The sequence below is a fragment of the Deinococcus betulae genome (assembly GCF_020166395.1).
Classification (GTDB): Bacteria; Deinococcota; Deinococci; order Deinococcales; family Deinococcaceae; genus Deinococcus; species Deinococcus betulae.
Window position 1 is genome coordinate 35,067 of the sequence record NZ_JAIQXU010000022.1, and the last position, 16,473, is coordinate 51,539.

Here is a 16,473-nt window from a genome sequence, read left to right on the forward strand (position 1 = left end):
CCTGGCCTCTTGCTACGGCTCTTTGCTGAGTTCACACAGGTCAGCGCCGCCCAGTGATTCCCCTGGGCGGCGCTGCTCTCTGTACCTTTACTTGTTCTGAGACAGGCGTTCCAGCACCAGGCGGCTGACCGTCTTCAGGGTTTCAAAGACGCCCACACCTTTGTCGGACATGGCCTCAAACAGTTGCAGTTCCTGCTTGGGGTCAATGACCGCGCGGATCATGGCGGTGGGCAGGGCGTCGGGCAGGTCGCGCTTGTTGATTTGCAGCACGATGGGCACGTCGCGCACGTCAATGCCGTGTTCCTGCAGGTTTTCGCGCAGGTTGCGCATGCTTTCGGCGTTGGCGCGCAGGCGGTTGGGCGCACTGTCAGCCACGAACACGATGCCGTCCACGCCGCGCAAAATCAGCTTGCGGCTGGCGTTGTAAAACACCTGGCCGGGCACGGTGTACAGGTGAAAGCGGGTCTTGAAGCCCTGTACGCTGCCGAGGTCCAGCGGCAGAAAGTCGAAGAACAGGGTGCGCTCGTCCTCGGTGGCCAGAGACACCATCTCGCCGCGCAGGTGGCCGGGGACCTTGGAAAAGACGTGTTTGAGGTTGGTGGTCTTGCCACTCATACCGGGGCCGTAATACACAATCTTGCAGTTGATTTCACGCGCAGCGAAGTTGATGGTACTCATGGAAGTCCTCCTGGGGCGGGGAAGAAGGGGTTAACCGAGCAGGTCGTCAAGGAGCGAAGCCGCGCCCTGGCTGAAGTCGTCGCCCAGTTGCACCGGGGGAATGTCCTTGAGTTCTTCGAGGATGGCCGCAATCTGCGTGATGGTCTTCTTGGCGTATACCTTGACCTTGCCCAGCGGCACACTGGCGTCAAAAATCAGGGTCAGCAGAGAGTCGGTGCCCACCGATTCCACGTACAGGGTGCCGTTCTCGCCCTGGTGAATCTGCTCGCTGAAGGTGCGCTCGCCCAGCATGTTGGCCAGGGCGGCGGTGGCGGCGGCGTTGCTGGCCACCAGGGTCGCCACGCTGTCCAGCGCCGGGGGGCGGGGCGCCCACAGCGCTTCTTTGTGAGACAGCACGAAGCCCTTGCGGTCCACGAGCAAGCCGTAGCGCACGCCCGTGGTTTCCAGAAGCTCTTGAATATGCCCGTCTACACGCTCGAAGGCGTCGCCGTACAGTGCCAGTGAGGGTTCAATCATATGCCCGCCAGTGTAAGTGCGCTTTTCATACAAGAGCCTGACTGAAGGTGAGGCGTGTACCGAATGCGGCTGTCACCTCTGTTGTGGCGGCGCGGCCGCCCGGCGGATGAGGCTGAGCGCTGCCGCACTCTGGTGGCCAGTGGGCGTGGTGAAGCGGGAAAAAGCCCTGCTGCTCAGGAGCCCGAAGCTGACGAAGCGCTCACCCGCCGCGCCGAGCGCCGCATTACACTCGCCCGCGTGACATGGCACAGGCGCAGGGTGGGGACTAGAAGGCTTTCTCTGGCTCTGCTTGGGGCGCTGCTGACGGGGCTGGCCGGGGCGCGCCCGGTGGCGATTGGTGGGCTGGTGCAGAGCAGCGCCGTGGACACCCGCGTCTTTGTAGGCGGCGAGGCGCTGCCCGTGTGGACCCTGCCGCGCCTGGGGGTGGCGGTGCGCAACGACCCGCAGGACGTGCGCCTGCAACTGGGCACGCGGGAACTGCGCTACAGCCCGGCCGCCGGCTGGCGCGCCATTGGCCTGCCGCTGCCCACGCGCTTGCCCTTGCCCGAATTGGCTGGTGGCAGCCTGTATGTGCCGCTGGCGGCGCTGACCGCGCTGGGCGTGCCGGTGCTGGCCGATACGCCCTCGCTGCTGGATTTTGCCGCGCCGGTCAGTGTGCCCCTGGAGACCCTGCCGCCCTCGCCTGTTGCTGTCGCCCCGGCGCCCACGCCTTCGCCTGCCCCTGTGCCGGGGCCAACGCCAGGGCCGACCCCACCGGCGCCGACCCTGCCCAGCGCCACCCTCACCACCCTGCGCGTCAGCCGCACCCTGCACCGCACCGTGGAGGTGCAGCGGGTCGTGGTGGAACTGAGCGGCCCGGTTGCGCACACTGTGACCCGCGAGGCACACGGCCTGGTGGTGGGTCTGCCGGGTGTGACCGCCGCCCCCAGCACCCAGACCCTGGAATCGGGAGATACGCTCAGTGTCCTGAGCAGCCCCCAGGGCACCACGGTTCGGCTGGGCACCGGCGGCGGCCGCAGCGAGATTTTCACGCTGGACAACCCCCCCCGCGTCGTGATTGACACCACCACCTACACCGACAGCCGCGTGCCGCCCCCCGTGAATCCCGACACGCTGCCCGAGGGCGTGACCTACCGGGCGGTGGGCAAGCTGCACCTCCTGAGTTTTGACCCGGCGCGCTATCAGCCGCGCGTGGTGAGCGCCCCGGCTGGCAAGGCCAGCGGCGTGGCCGACCTGGTGCGTTCGGTGGGCGGCGTGGCGGGTGTGAACGGCGGGTACTTTGACCCGGCCAGCAACCTGCCGGTGGATCTGGTGGCGGTGGGCGGCCTGATGACTGCCGGCAGCCTGGAAAAACGCGCCACCCTGGGGTTTACGGCGCAGGGCGAGGCGCTCTTTGGCTATCCCAAGCCCCGCTACGTCCTCAGTGGCCCCGAGTTCAGTGTGACGGTGAACAGCATTCGTAGTCGGCCGGACGGGACGCTGCTGACCGCCTTTGTAGGCGACGGAACGACGCGGGTGGGGGCCGACCTGCTGACCACAGTGTTTGTCGCTCCAGGCGCCGGCAGTGTGGGCCGAGCCCTGACTGGCGTGGTCGTGCCGCCGGAAGGCACGCTGGCCTTTACCTTTGACCCGGCCCGCTTTCCGCAGCTGCCGCGCACCGCCGGGGCTCCTCTGACGGTCGGCCTGAACTGGCGCGCCGACGACGCCCCCTGGGAGACCGCCCTGGACGCCCTGAGCGCCGGGCCACTGCTGGTGCAGGGCGGGCGCGTGGTCATTAATGCGCAGCGCGAGGGTTTTAACACAGCGGCCAACATCTGGCGCCCCACCCGGCAGGTGGCGCTGGGGACTCTGGGGGCTCAGCCCACCATCGCCTACTTTGAACACGGCACCCCCGAAGCCTTCGCCGCCGCGCTGGCCGCAGCGGGCGTGCGCGACGCGGTGCGGCTCGACAGCGGCAGCAGCGCCACGGCTTACCTGACCGGCGGGTATGCCAGCCTGGGCGGCTACCTCAACACGGTCTGGAGCCGCACGGTGCCCAACGCGGTCGTGTTTGTGCCGCGCGCCCCTAATGCCCGTAAGTAGGCCCAGTTGAGCGACGGCCTGTTAAGTCCACCTAGCTGGAGGGCTTCACAGCCGGAACCCGCATTCGGTTCCTTCTTTGTATCCCTGAACCGTTTTGACCAGCGGTTCCGGCAGAGTCGGTCTTACGCAGGCGTGCTTAGCCGTTCCATCAAGCGCAGGTAGGCCTGGGCGGTCACCTGCACATCACCGTAACTGCGGTGGCGCCCACCTGGGGCAAAATTCAGGCCCAGCCGGTCGGCCACTGCATTCAGGTTGTGGGCGCGCTCCTTCGGGAAGGCGCGGCGCGAGAGCTGCACGGTGCAGTGTTCAGCCGCAGGCTGCCAGGTCAGCCCCTGCCGCCGGGCATTGACCCGCATAAATGAACCATCAAAGCCAATGTTGTGCGCCACCACCGGCCAGCCGTTCACGAACTCCAGAAACTCAGGCAGGACTTCGGCAATGGCCGGGGCGCGGCGCACCATCTCGTTGCTGATGCCGTGGACCTGCTCGGCGCGCCAGGGAATCAGCAGGGCCTGGCCCCCTTCGCTTGTGGGCCGCACCAGGGTCTCGTACTTTTGCGATTCGTCCACCTGGCCGTCCACAATGCGCACGGCGCCAATTTCCACAATGCCGTCCCGTTCGGGCGACAGGCCGGTGGTTTCCAGGTCGAACACGACGACGTTCACGCCCCGCAGGGTAGCGCATGGGCGAAGCAGCGGCGCTCCCGAGTGGCTAACGGGCCGTTTGGAACCTCTGTGAGAGGGGGCTCTGCCTTCTTGAGGTTGGACAGGCGGAATCCATGACTCAACGCCGGGTCGGCATCTCTTGAGAATGTTGTTGAGCTGCATTGGTCTCACGTCCTTTGCGGCCGACGTCTGCAGAGATCAGCAGGGGAAAGGCGTCTGGATGTAAAGAGATTTTGCCCGCTGTCGATCAGTGCGCGAAAAGTGGCTTGACGCTGCCTGAGGGAGTGAGGACACTTTTCAATGCCCTCAGGGGTTGGCTCTCACGGCGCCTAAGCCAGCGCCGTTCTGTGATCCACTCGCGCTCTAGCGCACCAGCAGCGGCTCGTAGGCGGTTTTGACTGCGCCATTGGCAAACGTCAGCTTGGCAATGGTGTTCAGGCTGGTCACCTGCCGCCCTGGGACGCTCTTGACCGCCAGGCTGATGTTGGCGGTCACCGTGCGGCCCTGCTGGGTCACGCGGGGGTCCAGGGCGCCAGGGGTGCGGCCTGGCAGCCACAGTTCCTTCTCTGGCAGCAGTTTTTTCACATATTGACCGTTTTGAACATACTCGATCTCGTACTGAAATTCGGCGCGCACCACGGCGCTCTGTGCGCCCTTGGTCTCAATCACCAGATCGCAGCGGGCGGCCTGGCCTGACTGGAGGTAGGTGTTGACTCCGACCGCCGACTTGCATGAGCGGAAGGACCAGACGTTCAGTTTGGTGGGACCGCCGGTCAGGGTGACGGCGCTGGGCGCAGTGCGGGTCAGGTAGTTGCGGTCGGCCTCAATAACAAATCGCGTGTAGGCCGGGTCCCAGTCGCAGTAGATGCGCGCGGTACGTTCGTCGGGGCTGGTGGCCAGCACGCGGTAGTTGCTGCCGTCCAGGGCGTAACAGGGGTCCAGGCGGCCCGTGTTGGACACAAAGCCCATCGCCATCTGCTGCACGGCGGCAAAGGTGCTGCGGTCCAGGTCGGCGTTCACGTCCTCATTGGCGCTGTGGAGGCTCACGGCCGTGATACGGCTGCCGGGTTCGCTGGATTCCCGCTCAACCTCCAGCAGCTGCGAGCCGGCTACCCGCAGGCGGTAGGTCCAGGTGCGGCCCCACTGCTCATCCAGTTCGCAGCGATACTGCTGGCAAAAGGCGCTGGTCGAGACGGCGCCGCTGGTGCCCAGCAGACCGGCAGCGCTGGCTGGCGTGGCCAGCAGGAAGGCAGCAGTCAAGGCCGTGTGGCGCAGAGGATTCATGATTCAAGAGTACGGGTCAGGGCTCTAGCTTGCATGCCAGATTGACCAGGCGTCACCTTGGGCTGGCCTTGAGCTTGCAGGTGGTGTGCAGGAGAGACAGAGGTTTTTAAGCTTCTGTTTGAGTTACCAGTCTGAACAGAGACGGCAGGACCCAGAGTCTTTGAAAGCCACAGGCCCACAGGCTCTGAAGCAAGTGGACTTTCCGGTCCATTCCGCCAGGCGAGTCGCCGCGTCCAGACAGCTGTTCGGTGTGAAGTGGTCACTGCCCTTTCCCCACTAATAGGGCAGAGGTCCACCGTCAGACCTGGCCGGGTGTCCGTTCAGCGGGCTTCTGCACCTTTCTTTGTGCCAAGTCCCGGTGCTCAGTGCAGATTGAAAGCCGTCATCACGTGGGCGGCCAGGTCGCCTGGACTGTCCTGCAGGCTGACGTGCAGGGTCAAGACATCCAGTTCGCTGGGATCGGGCGTTTCCAGCGCCTCCAGTTGTGACGGCAGCAGGCTGGGGCCAGCAAAGTGATCCGGGCGGTGGTTCAGACGCTCTCTGACCAGCGCAGCCGGCACGTCCAGATACACAAAGCGGGTGCCGGGCAGGCGCAGGATGTCACGGTAGCGCCGCTTGAGGGCCGAGCAGGCCAGGATGACTTCCGGGCGTTCGCCCAACGCGCGGCGCAGCGCCAGCAGCCAGGGGCGGCGGTCATCGTCGGACATGGGGGTGCCGGTGGCCATCTGGGCGCGCGCCTGCGCCGAGTGGTAGTCGTCGGCGTCCAGAAAGGGCCAGTGCAGCTGCGCTGCCAGCGTCCGGCCCAGCTCGGTCTTGCCGCTGCCAATCACCCCCATGACCACCACGCGCATGGGTCCAGTGTGCAGTGCGCCCGGCCTCACCGGGCTTTAGGTGACATTGAGCGTTGCGGCCTGCGCCATCAGGGCGCCCACGGCCTCTTCCTTGCCCTTGGCTTCAACCTCGATCCAGGGCACGTCGGCGTAGGCACTGGGCAGCTGCGTAATCAGGTAGCTGTGGCGGCGGTCGCCGGGGCCCTCCAGGCCATTACTCAGGTGAACCACCTGCCACTCTGGAGGCTGCCAGGTGCGCCGGGCCGCCAGCACCCACTCGCGCACGCTGGGATGCTCCTGGTCGGGCAGCTTGTCGTGGACCACATGGTGGTGGGCGTCAAAGACCAGAGGCGTTCCCGTGGCCTCGCACACCGGCAAGAGTTCGGCGGGACCATAGGCGCGCTCGTCGTTTTCTAGACCCAGGCGCAGCCGCGCGCCGTCGGGCAGGTCGGGAATGATGGCGGTCAGTTCGGCGGCCCGCCCGCCCTTGCCGCCGTGCAGCAGCAGCAGCGCCCAGTGACTGCGCGGCAAGCCCAGGCCGTCGAGCACGCGGGCGTGGCTACCTAGTGCGGCGGCGCTGGCTGCACGCACTTCAGGGCGGTCACTGTTGAGCACGATGAACTGCTCGGGGTGCATAAGCACGCGAATCCCGGCGTTCACGAAGGCCTGCCCAGCAGCCAGGAGCTGCGGCGCTAGGGCGTCTAACACAGCCCCGCCCGTGTCGTCACCGGCCAGGTCCAGCATGGGAAAGAGGCTGGAACTCAGGCGGTAGAGGCGAATGCCACGCGCCGCGCAGAAGTCGGCGGCCCCCTGCACCCGCGAGATGTTCTCGGCGTACAGGTCAAGTAGCGCCGCCTCCCGCGCCTCTGGGGTCAGGGCGCGGTAGCGCGTCAGGGTGATGGTGCGGAAGTGGATTTCTGGCCCCACCGTCATGCACACCAGGCCGTAGGCCGGGCTGGGCGCGCTCACGGCGTCTGCCCTGCGGCGGGCGCGGCTCGGCCTGCTTTGCGGCAGCGGTCCGAGCAGTAGCGCACCTGCTCCCAGTCGCGTTCCCACTTTTTGCGCCAGGTAAACGGCAGGCCGCACGCCGCGCAGAGTTTGGTGGGGCGCTGACTGGGTGGCCGGCCTTTGCCGAATGAAGCTTGAGCAGACATCCGCTGCATCATGCGCCGGAGCCGAGGCGGTGCGACAGGGGCGCCGCTTGGCGCTTTCTTGCGGGTTGGGCGAGGAGGACGAGCGGCGCTAATGGACACCCCTTTCTGAAAACGCATTCATACGGCTGGAAATCAGAATGGCCCATACCAAAGGGAGGACGACCGGTTTCTAGAAAAGGCTCGCTCACCTGGCTTGACAGCGTTTTCAAGAGCCTTTACGCTCAGGGTAAGCAGCTCTTTTTTTTGCCCCACCTGACCGCAGGAGGCCACCTTCCGTCTGACGCCCATGTGTGCGCCCAGGCGGCACAGTCGGATTTGCCCTGCCGTTCCTCAGGCTGCCCGGAGGCTTTCATGTTCCAGCGCCGCGCCCGCACCTACGCCGCCCTGTCTCTGGTCACGCTGATGCTGGCCAGCTGTGCCCGCACCGCTGTCACCGAGCCCCAGCCGGTGTGGCAGGAAGAATTCACTGGTTCTGGCCTCAGCACGGCCCGCTGGAGCCATCAGCTTGGCAACGGTTTCATGAATGGCACTGAGTACATTTCGGGCTGGGGCAACAACGAGCTGGAATATTACACCGACCGCCCTGAAAACCTGCGCCTGGAGAACGGCGAACTGGTCATTACCGCCCGCAAGGAAAGCTACAAGGATGCCCAGGGCGCGACTTTTCCCTGGACCTCGGCCCGCATCCGCACGGCGGGCAAGTTCAGCCGCACCTACGGCCGCTTTGAGATTCGCGCCAAGTTTCCGAAAGGCAAGGGGCTGTGGCCCGCCATCTGGATGCTGCCCGAGGAACCTAATCCCTACGGCGTCTGGGCGGCCAACGGCGAACTGGATATCGCCGAAGGCTGGGGCAGCAAGCCGACCGAGGTGGGGCAGACCATCCATTACGGCGGCGTGTGGCCCAACAACGTCTACAAGGGGCAGACCGTCAACTACCCCAACGCGGGCACGATGGACGAGTGGCACGTGTACACCGTCGAGTGGACGCCGGGCAAGATTCAGTGGTTCATTGACGGCCAGCTGACCTCTGAGAAGACCGAATGGTGGAGTGCCAAGGGTGTGCCGCCCAGCAGTGACAGCGATCTGTACGCCTGGCCTGCGCCCTTTGACCAGCCGTTTTACTTGCTGCTGAACCTGGCGGTGGGCGGTAACTTTGACGGCAACCCCGACGCGACGACGCCCAGCACCGCCGAGATGCGCGTGGATTACGTGCGCGTGTACGGCCTGGAAGCCGAAAAGAAACCCGCCGGCGAGCGCCCCAAGATGACCTATCCCTGGACCCCGGTGCCCGGCCGCCCCACCCTGCAGGACGGCAACCTGGTCTATAACTCGTCCTTTGACTGGGCCGACACCGACCCGCGTGTGACGCCGGGCGCCACCCATCTGGACGGCGTGACCAATTCGGCCTTCTGGACGCTGTTCACCAGCGACGGCAAGGTCAGCCTGAGCAACGACGCCGGACAAGGCAATGCCCTGAAGGCCGATATCACGGCCCCCGGTAACGTGAATTACGCGGTGCAGGTGCGTCAGGACGGCCTGAACGTGGAAAGCGGCGGCAAGTACGAGGTCAGCTTTGATGTCTGGGCGGCGCAGGCCCGGCCCATGATGGTCAAGGTGGGCGGCGGCCCTGACCGGGGCTACGCGGCTTATTCCGGTGAGCAGACGGTTAACATCGGAACCACGAAGGAACGCAAGACGCTCACCTTTGACATGAAGGCCGTCACCGACGCGGCCGCGCGCCTGGAATTCAACCTGGGAGCGGCGGGCGCTGGCCCCGTGTGGCTGGACAATGTGGTGGTCAAGCGTGTGGGCAACGCGGCGGGCGCGCGGCCCCCAGCCCCGGACGGCAACCTGCTGTACAACGCCGCCTTTACTCAGAACAGCGCGGCTCACCCCGGCATTGCGGGCGTGCCCGGCACCGCCTACTGGTCCACCTGGGACAGCGGCGCGAACGGCCTGACCACCGCCGTCAGCGGCGGTGAGGTGACCCTGAACGTGGCCCATGTAGACCCGGCCAATAACTGGCATGTGCAGCTCAACCAGACCGACGTGCCACTGGTGGGGGGCCAGAGTTACACCTTGACCTTTACTGGCCGCGCCAGCAGCGCCCGCGAGGTGGCGATTGTGGTGGGCGAGAACGGTGGCAGCTACGCGCGCTACCTAGACACCAAAGCCGCCTTGACCCCCACAGCCAAGGGCTTCACCTACACCTTTACTGCTCCCACGACCAACGTGGCGGCGCAGCTTCAGGTGCTGGGGGCGGTGGGCACACCGGGCGACGCCTACAGCCTGTCGTTCAAGGACTTCAAGCTGGTGCCGAACAAGTAAGGCGGCACGGGGGAGGATTCAGCGGTCTGTTGCCGAATCATTCAAGTGGGCTTGTCAAGCGGCACAGCAGCAGGGGTAGAAGGGGGCCCGGAGTGGCTCTGGTAAGCCGTGTCATTAGAGCAATCCGGTAGGAGAGTGCTTCGGCAGTGGGGCGGCTTCCTCGTGATGAGCGGGGTGCCGCCCCACTGCCGTCTGCCTGGCGTCCAGCGTTTGGAGGCGGGAAGACGCTGGCCTGCCTGCACGTCAGTCAAAGGTGCCGGGCTGTGCCCTGTGCCTTGCGGCCTAGGGACGCCTCGGGAGTTTTCGCGCCGTTGACGGCGTGACAGGTGAGTGCCGAACTTAGATGAGCGACGGAGAAGGCCGTACGCTCTGGCGCCTGTGACGCTCCCGCAGGCCCTAGAATTGCCCAGCAAACCGTGCCCACGCCTTGCTACTGACTTTCTCGTTAAGCGTTGGGCTTGAGCAGGTGGGTCAGGCAGTGGCCGTAGCTCACGCCCTGCCGGGTATCGGCCACCAAGTCGTTCACGCTGAATTCTTGCAGTACGCCCAGCATGGCGTCACGCATGCGGGTGTAGACCGTGTTGCGGGCGTGGCAGCGCGCCTCTTCCACGCACGGCTCGTGCCAGTTGAGGCTGATGCACGACAGCGGCGCCACCGGGCCGTCAATGGCGCGCACCACCTCGCACAGACTGATGAGATGAGGTTTGCGGGCCAGCGCGTAGCCGCCGCCAATTCCCTTTTTGCTTTTCACGACGCCCTTGGCGCTCAGGGCCGCCAGAATTCTGACCAGGTACGGGCGGTGAACGCCGGTCGCCTCACTGATTTCCTCGCTGGACACCCAGCGGTCCAGCGGCTGGGCGCCCAGAAAGCCCAGGGCCTGAAAAGCGTAGACATCGGTGGCCGAAAGCCGCATGGGCCGCAGTGTACCCTGGGATGCGGCCGGTTTACGCCTGTGCCTCTGAGGTGTGCGCCGAGATTGATAGAGAGGTGTGGTCAGTTGCTGATAGGAGAGGAGTGTTGCCCTGGACGCGCGGCCATTGCCGAGCGATGGTGACGGGCTAAAAAGAGTCACGTCGCCTGGCACCGTTGCCCTTCTCATGCGGGCTCCTGTCTGACGCAGAGCCCACCACCTCTGATATGGACTCCGATTGAATCGTTTGCAAAAACGATTCAATCCGAGCGGAGCGAGAATGAGCAAAACGGGTTCCGGGCGTGGAGTTTGCAAATCAGTTCTGTTCCGATTTGTAAATGAAACAGACGGAATCCGTATGACTGGTCATCACAGCGGATGGCCCGACCTGCACAGCCCCCTCTTCTCCCTTGCCAGTCGGCCGTCAGAGGACCCGTGTCAGCGGCGTTGGCGCTGCTGGGCCTGAAAGGCCGCCAGGCGGGCCGCCGAGACCTCTCCCGCCTGCACGGCGGCCTGCACAGCGCAGCCCGGTTCAGTGGTATGGGTGCACTTGCGGAACCGGCACTGGGCGGCCAGGTCCTCTAAGTCGTCAAAATCGGCGGCCGCCGCGTCCCACACCGCGATGTCGCGCAGGCCCGGATTGTCAATCAGCAGCCCACCGCCCGGCACCAGATACAGCGTGCGGGTGGTCGTGGTGTGGCGGCCCTGGCTGTCACTGGCCCGCACGGCCCCGGTCTGTGCGGCCTCGCGGCGCAGCAGGGCGTTGGTGAGGGTGGACTTGCCCACGCCCGACGAGCCGATCAGCGCCAGCGTGACGCCTTCGGTCAGCAGGGCCTGAAGCGCGTCTAAGCCCTGCCCATCCGCCGCCGAAACGGCGTGTACTTCCAGCTCAGCGCCAAGGCTTTGCAATTCGTCCAGATACCAGCCCACATCTGGGCGCAGATCGGCCTTGTTGAGCACCAGCACGGGCTGTGCCCCACTGGCCTGCACAGCCTGAACGTAGCGTTCCAGTCGGTCCAGGTCGAAGTCGGCGTCCGGGGCCGTGACAATCAGGACGACATCGACGTTGGCGGCGATGACCTGCTGGCGCACGGCCTGAGGCCGGCGGCCCTCGTCGGCGCCCACGGCGCGTGAGAAGGTGGTGCGGCGGGGCAGCACCTGGAGCAGGCGGCCAGGCCCTCCGTCTGCGCCCTCCAGAACGGCCCAGTCGCCAATGGCGGGGGCGACCTGTTCCTGGCGCAGCGTGCCCGCCAGCCGGGCCTCGGTGTCGCCGTGGGCGCCGCGCACATGGACGATCTGGCGGCCCGTGCCCACAACGCGCACTGGCTGCACCTGAGGCTGCGCCTCGGGCGTGAGCGTCCGGCAAAACGCCTGGTAGTCACTCTCGAAATCGGCCCCCCAGCCCAGGGCCCTTAGCTCAGGCAACATATGGCCCCTACTCTGCCACGCGGGCGCCCTGGATCACCGCAGGCGAGGGCTGACGAGCGTGGTCCATGCGCCCTCTGGGCACTGTTCAGGCCCTCGCAGGGTTTATCACTCAACACCTTTTTCAGCTGGCCTGAGCGCCTTTTTGACATTGCTGGCAATTCGCCATCTTTTTGTGGTAGTCTGCCAGTGGTTCCTATGCCATTGAAACCCCCCTCCCGAGTTCATTCGCTGATTCGTCACGCGCTGGAAGAACAGGCGGCGCGTGGGCACCAGGGTGACCTGCCTGACGGCAAGGTGACGCTGCGCCTACAAGCCGCCGACTTTTTCTGGCTGACTCAGCTGGCCGAGCTGATGGACGCCACCCGCACCCGCGCCGCCGGGCAACTGCTTTCAGCGGCCATCCGCGACGCCGTTCAGGCCGCCGGCCTGCCCACCCAGGGCGAGGAGTTCCAGGCCGCCTTTCAGGCCTTCCTTGCGCAGGAGTTTCCCCACGAGACCTCGCCCCCCGCTGCCGACCCCACCCCCTAAGGAGCCGACATGCCTCACCACACCGAACTGATTGCCGCCCTGGCCGTGGGCCTCACCCTCGCGTTTTTTGGCGGTCTGCTGGCCACCCGCCTGCGTTTGCCCCCCCTGGTGGGCTATCTGCTGGCGGGGGTTGCCGTTGGCCCCTTTACCCCCGGCTTTGTGGCCGACTCGCGCATTGCCGCGCAGCTGTCCGAGATTGGCGTGATTCTGCTGATGTTCGGGGTGGGCCTGCACTTCTCGTTTGGGGACCTGCTGGCGGTGCGCCGCATTGCTGTGCCGGGCGCGCTGCTGCGCATGCTGGCGGTGACGCTGCTAGGCATTGGCATGACGCAGCTGTGGGGCTGGTCGGTGGGGGAGGGCCTGATTTTCGGCCTGGCGCTGGCGGTGGCCAGCACGGTGGTGCTGCTGCGCGCCCTGGAGGAACGCGGCACCCTGAACACCGAGAAGGGCAAGATTGCGGTGGGGTGGCTGATTGTCGAGGACCTGGTGATGGTGCTGGCGCTGGTGCTGCTGCCTGCCTTTGCGCCGCTGCTGACGGGTCAGACCGAGGGCGGCCTGAACGTGGGCACGCTGCTGACCACCCTGGCCCTGACCGTGGGCAAGGTCGTGGTGTTCGTGGCGCTGATGATGGTGGGGGGCCGCCGGGTGATTCCGTGGATGCTGGCCCGCGTGGCCCGGCTGGGGTCGCGCGAACTGTTTACGTTAGCGGTGCTGGGTACGGCGCTGGGCATCGCCTACGGGGCTGGCATCCTGTTTGACGTGTCGTTTGCGCTGGGGGCCTTCTTTGCCGGCGTGGTGGTAAGCGAGAGCAAGTTTAGCCAGCAGGCGGCCGAGGACGCGCTGCCATTTCAGGACGCCTTTGCGGTGCTGTTCTTCGTGTCGGTGGGCATGCTGTTTGACCCGTCCATTCTGCTCAGTGCGCCGCTGCTTGTGCTGGCCACAGCTCTGCTGATCATGCTGGGCAAGGCCCTGCTGACCTTTGTGCTGGTGCTGTGGCGCGGCTACCCGGTGGGCACGGCGCTGGCGGTGGGCGTGTCACTGGCGCAGATCGGCGAGTTCTCGTTCATTCTGGCTACCCTGGGCCGCGACCTGAACCTCCTGAGCGCCCAGGGCCAGAACCTGATTCTGGCAGGGGCCATCATCTCGATTTCTCTGAACCCCTTCCTGTTCCGGCTGATCGAGCCGCTGCAGCGTGCCCTGGGCGGGCGCGGGAAGGCCGTGGCCAGCGCCACCGTCCCAGAGCAGACCCCGACGGTGCTGCGCGATCACGCCGTACTGGTGGGCTACGGCCGCGTGGGCCGGCTGGTGGGCGAGGCCCTGACCGCGCAGGGACAGCCCTTTGTGGTGGTCGAGCAGGATGACGCTCTGGCCGACGACCTGCGTACCCAGGGCCATCAGGTCATCCTGGGCGACGCCGCCCGCACCCAGGTGCTGCGCCAGGCCGGGCTGCCCGAGGCCGCGCTGGTGGTGATTGCCGTGCCAGACGCCATTCAGGCCCAGCTGATGACCGAGCACGTCCGGCGTGTGAACCCCGGCGTTCCGCTGATTGCCCGCGCCCACGACGAGCACACCCAGCTGGCCCTTCAGGAACTGGGCGCCACCGAGGTGCTGTTTGCCGAGCAGGAACTGGGGCAAGCCATCGGCGTGCAGGCCGTGGAGATGATGGCGGCCCGAAGCTAGCTGCAGGCCAGACGAAAAGAGGCACAGCCCAGGTGACGTGGCTGTGCCTCTTTTCTTGAGCAGTCTTTCCTGAGCCACATTTCTCGGAGCGGTCTTCATACGGACTCCGATTGAATCGAGCAGAATGCTTGATGAAATCCGAGCGGAGCGAGAAGGAACATATACGGATTTCGCGATATGGAAGCGCAGACGGTGCCTGTCCGGCTGTGCTGCAATTAAGCGGAATTCGTATCAGGGGATTCCGATAGGCGCGGGGCGGAGCAACTCGCTGGTATGCACGGCGGTTCTGCATGGCAGGACGGGGTGAGCAGGCTTCCTCAAAGGGCTGCGCACCACCGCTGGCATATCACAAGGCGCGTGCCGCTCAGGCGAACTTCGTCTCTGGCGCTCCTACACCAGCACAGCACCAGTTGGCCCAGCTACGCTCGGAACCTCCGATCCTGCTGCCCGCTCTCATCCAGACCGACCTCATCCCACGGCGCTTTGATGCACATGGTGGGGTCGGCGTCCATCTCACGTCACGTCCAGAAGAGCACCTTGTTCTGCACATTCCTCTGGACAGAGCTTCATGTCTTTCGGAGGCCTCACGTCAGCAAGGAGGCGCGCACATTTCTTTTTTTTGCCTGCTTGTGGTGATACATCCGCTGGTCGGCCTCGTCAAAGGTGCTGACTTTTGGTGCGGCGCTGGTGTGCGCCACCCCGAAGCTGACCCCCGACGACGGGTGGTTGGTCTGCATGGCACGCTCGATGTCCTGCAGGCGACCGGTCAATTCGGCCTCGGCTTCCAGCGGGGCCAGGAGGGCAAATTCGTCGCCGCCCAGGCGGTAGGCGGTTACGCCCTCACGCTCCAGGTCCCGGAGGTGCTGCGAGAAGGTGCGCAGCAGTTCGTCGCCACTGGTGTGCCCCTGCTGATCGTTGACGCCTTTCAGACCGTCCAGGTCCATCACGATGAGCAGGCGCGCGCTGTCCTCGGCATTAAAGACCTGCTCGAAGGCGTAGCGGTTGTGCAGGCCTGTCAGGTTGTCGGTGCGGGCCAGGTGCAGGGCACGCTGCAACTGAACAATGGACGCCTGGTTCTGGCGGCTGAGCAGCCGGATCATGTCGGCCAGGGCAAAGGCCAGCAGCAGGCCGTCCAGCGTGCCGCCCAGCAGCGTGAACAGTTCCGAGTTAAAAGGCACGTCGGGGGACAGGCCCACGTTGCCCGGCAGGATCACGGCCGCCGGGATCAGCAGGGCCAGCAGGCCCAGCACGAAGAAGCGGGCGGGGGCAAAGCCCTGGCGCCAGCTGACCACCCCCGACACCAGCGCCAGCACCAGCCACAAAGAGATCACGGCGGTGGCCAGCACGTGCGCGTAGGCCAGCAGGAAAAATGAGGTGGGCAGCAGCGCCAGCGCCAGCCAGACCACCCACCGGCTCAGGCGGGCCAGCAGCGGCACCCTGCTCTCCAGCTGCAAAAAATGCAGGTAAAACAGCGTGTTCAGGACCGGCAGCAGGAAAAACCACAGGTAATGCAGCCGCAGGTTGCGCAGCCCAAATACGTCAGCGGGCAGGTGAAAGGTAAAGGCCCAGCCGGCGCAGTAGGTCAGCATGTAGGCCGCGTAGAACAGAAACGAGCGGTTGTGCGTGCCCGCGTAGATAAACAGGTTGTAAAACGACAGCGTGACCAGCGCGCCCAACGCCATCAGAATCAGGAAGTTTTCAAACGACACCGTGCGGCGGTAGTCGGCCCGGCTGGGCACCGAGAACTCGGGCTGCGAGGCATAGAAAGGGCTGCTGAGCCGTGCCACCAGCCACGCGCGTTCACCGGGCGGCACTGTAATGTCCACGCCGTAGTGCAGCATGTAGGCGTGTTCGGCCTGATAGCCGGTCTGAAAGGTCTGTGGAGGCTGGCCCTCGCGGTACAGCCGGGCGTCCACCCGCTCGATCAGGCTGCCGTGAGGACTAAACACCCAGTCGGCGTTGGCGCTGCGGTTGGTCAGCTCCATGACCAGCCACGACTCGTCGCCAGTGAACCTGACGCGCGGGGTGGCCGTCAGGGTGGCGGCCCAGCCGGAGACCTCGGGGCCGGAAGCCGGGAAGGCCTGGTCAGCCGCGTGGTAGAGCCCAGAGCGCACCGTCAGGCGGGTCTCGGGGGTCTGCGCGTGAACGCCTGCCCCGGTCAGCAGGCCCCATAGAGCCAGCAGCAGGGCGGCCAGCGGCCAGACCAGACGGTTCAGGATAGGGTGATTCATCGCGCACTCCCTTGTTCAAGAATAAACACAGTATAAAGAGAACTGCCTCTCAGGTCACATTGAGGACAGTCTGACGGACAGGCTGCCCTGCGTGCTGCTGGGGCGCTGTGCCGGTGGTCTGCTGCCTGCTCTGTGTTCCTCGCCTGCGTCCTGCCGCGT

The 16,473-nt window shown here is 65.6% G+C and carries 14 protein-coding genes; 4 read left to right on the forward strand and 10 right to left on the reverse strand.

Annotated elements, in window-relative coordinates; all coding sequences use genetic code 11:
* Positions 1-87: 87 nt before the first annotated feature.
* Together mglA and mglB are read right to left on the reverse strand one after the other, a co-directional pair.
* Positions 88-678 carry a GTPase MglA gene (gene mglA, locus K7W42_RS15900; RefSeq protein WP_157459494.1) on the reverse strand — a complete coding sequence of 197 codons (591 nt, stop codon included), beginning with the start codon at positions 676-678 and terminating at the stop codon, positions 88-90.
* A gap of 30 nt (positions 679-708) precedes the next feature.
* Complete coding sequence (gene mglB / locus K7W42_RS15905; protein WP_157459493.1) at positions 709-1,194, reverse strand: GTPase-activating protein MglB; 486 nt, start codon at positions 1,192-1,194, stop codon at positions 709-711.
* A 63-nt stretch (positions 1,195-1,257) separates the two neighbouring features.
* Here mglB and K7W42_RS15910 point away from each other — a divergent pair, with 63 nt between their 5' ends.
* A complete protein-coding gene (locus K7W42_RS15910) occupies positions 1,258-3,276 on the forward strand; it encodes a phosphodiester glycosidase family protein (protein WP_224575824.1) in 2,019 nt (672 codons plus the stop codon).
* Between the two features lie 122 nt (positions 3,277-3,398).
* Here K7W42_RS15910 and K7W42_RS15915 read toward each other — a convergent pair whose 3' ends face one another.
* The 5 genes from K7W42_RS15915 to K7W42_RS23310 form a co-directional block, all read right to left on the reverse strand.
* Positions 3,399-3,941 carry a 3'-5' exonuclease gene (locus K7W42_RS15915; protein WP_224575826.1) on the reverse strand — a complete coding sequence of 181 codons (543 nt, stop codon included), beginning with the start codon at positions 3,939-3,941 and terminating at the stop codon, positions 3,399-3,401.
* Positions 3,942-4,304: 363 nt separating this feature from the next.
* Positions 4,305-5,225, reverse strand: coding sequence for a hypothetical protein (locus K7W42_RS15920; protein ID WP_224575827.1), 921 nt, complete (start codon positions 5,223-5,225; stop codon positions 4,305-4,307).
* Between the two features lie 362 nt (positions 5,226-5,587).
* A complete protein-coding gene (locus K7W42_RS15925) occupies positions 5,588-6,076 on the reverse strand; it encodes a gluconokinase (RefSeq protein ID WP_224575829.1) in 489 nt (162 codons plus the stop codon).
* A 36-nt stretch (positions 6,077-6,112) separates the two neighbouring features.
* On the reverse strand, positions 6,113-7,024 hold the full coding sequence (uvsE, locus tag K7W42_RS15930) for a UV DNA damage repair endonuclease UvsE (RefSeq protein WP_224575831.1): 912 nt from the start codon (positions 7,022-7,024) through the stop codon (positions 6,113-6,115).
* On the reverse strand, positions 7,021-7,209 hold the full coding sequence (locus K7W42_RS23310; RefSeq protein WP_224575833.1) for a DUF2256 domain-containing protein: 189 nt from the start codon (positions 7,207-7,209) through the stop codon (positions 7,021-7,023). Before K7W42_RS23310 ends, uvsE begins: the two co-directional genes overlap by 4 nt.
* A 351-nt stretch (positions 7,210-7,560) precedes the next feature.
* Between K7W42_RS23310 and K7W42_RS15940 the strand changes: the two genes are divergently transcribed.
* Complete coding sequence (locus K7W42_RS15940; protein WP_224575835.1) at positions 7,561-9,537, forward strand: carbohydrate binding domain-containing protein; 1,977 nt, start codon at positions 7,561-7,563, stop codon at positions 9,535-9,537.
* 445 nt (positions 9,538-9,982) lie between these two features.
* Here K7W42_RS15940 and K7W42_RS15945 read toward each other — a convergent pair whose 3' ends face one another.
* Both K7W42_RS15945 and rsgA read right to left on the reverse strand, forming a co-directional pair.
* Positions 9,983-10,450, reverse strand: a complete 468-nt coding sequence (locus K7W42_RS15945) for an Rrf2 family transcriptional regulator (RefSeq protein WP_224575837.1) — start codon at positions 10,448-10,450, stop codon at positions 9,983-9,985.
* A 435-nt stretch (positions 10,451-10,885) separates the two neighbouring features.
* Positions 10,886-11,875, reverse strand: coding sequence for a ribosome small subunit-dependent GTPase A (gene rsgA / locus K7W42_RS15950; protein WP_224575839.1), 990 nt, complete (start codon positions 11,873-11,875; stop codon positions 10,886-10,888).
* A 195-nt stretch (positions 11,876-12,070) separates the two neighbouring features.
* Here rsgA and K7W42_RS15955 point away from each other — a divergent pair, with 195 nt between their 5' ends.
* Together K7W42_RS15955 and K7W42_RS15960 are read left to right on the forward strand one after the other, a co-directional pair.
* On the forward strand, positions 12,071-12,403 hold the full coding sequence (locus tag K7W42_RS15955; RefSeq protein WP_224575840.1) for a hypothetical protein: 333 nt from the start codon (positions 12,071-12,073) through the stop codon (positions 12,401-12,403).
* 9 nt (positions 12,404-12,412) lie between these two features.
* On the forward strand, positions 12,413-14,083 hold the full coding sequence (locus K7W42_RS15960; RefSeq protein ID WP_224575842.1) for a cation:proton antiporter domain-containing protein: 1,671 nt from the start codon (positions 12,413-12,415) through the stop codon (positions 14,081-14,083).
* A 584-nt stretch (positions 14,084-14,667) separates the two neighbouring features.
* Here the strand turns inward: K7W42_RS15960 and K7W42_RS15965 are convergent.
* Entirely contained in the window at positions 14,668-16,314 is a 1,647-nt protein-coding gene (locus tag K7W42_RS15965) for a GGDEF domain-containing protein (protein WP_224575843.1), read from the reverse strand.
* Positions 16,315-16,473: the final 159 nt, after the last annotated feature.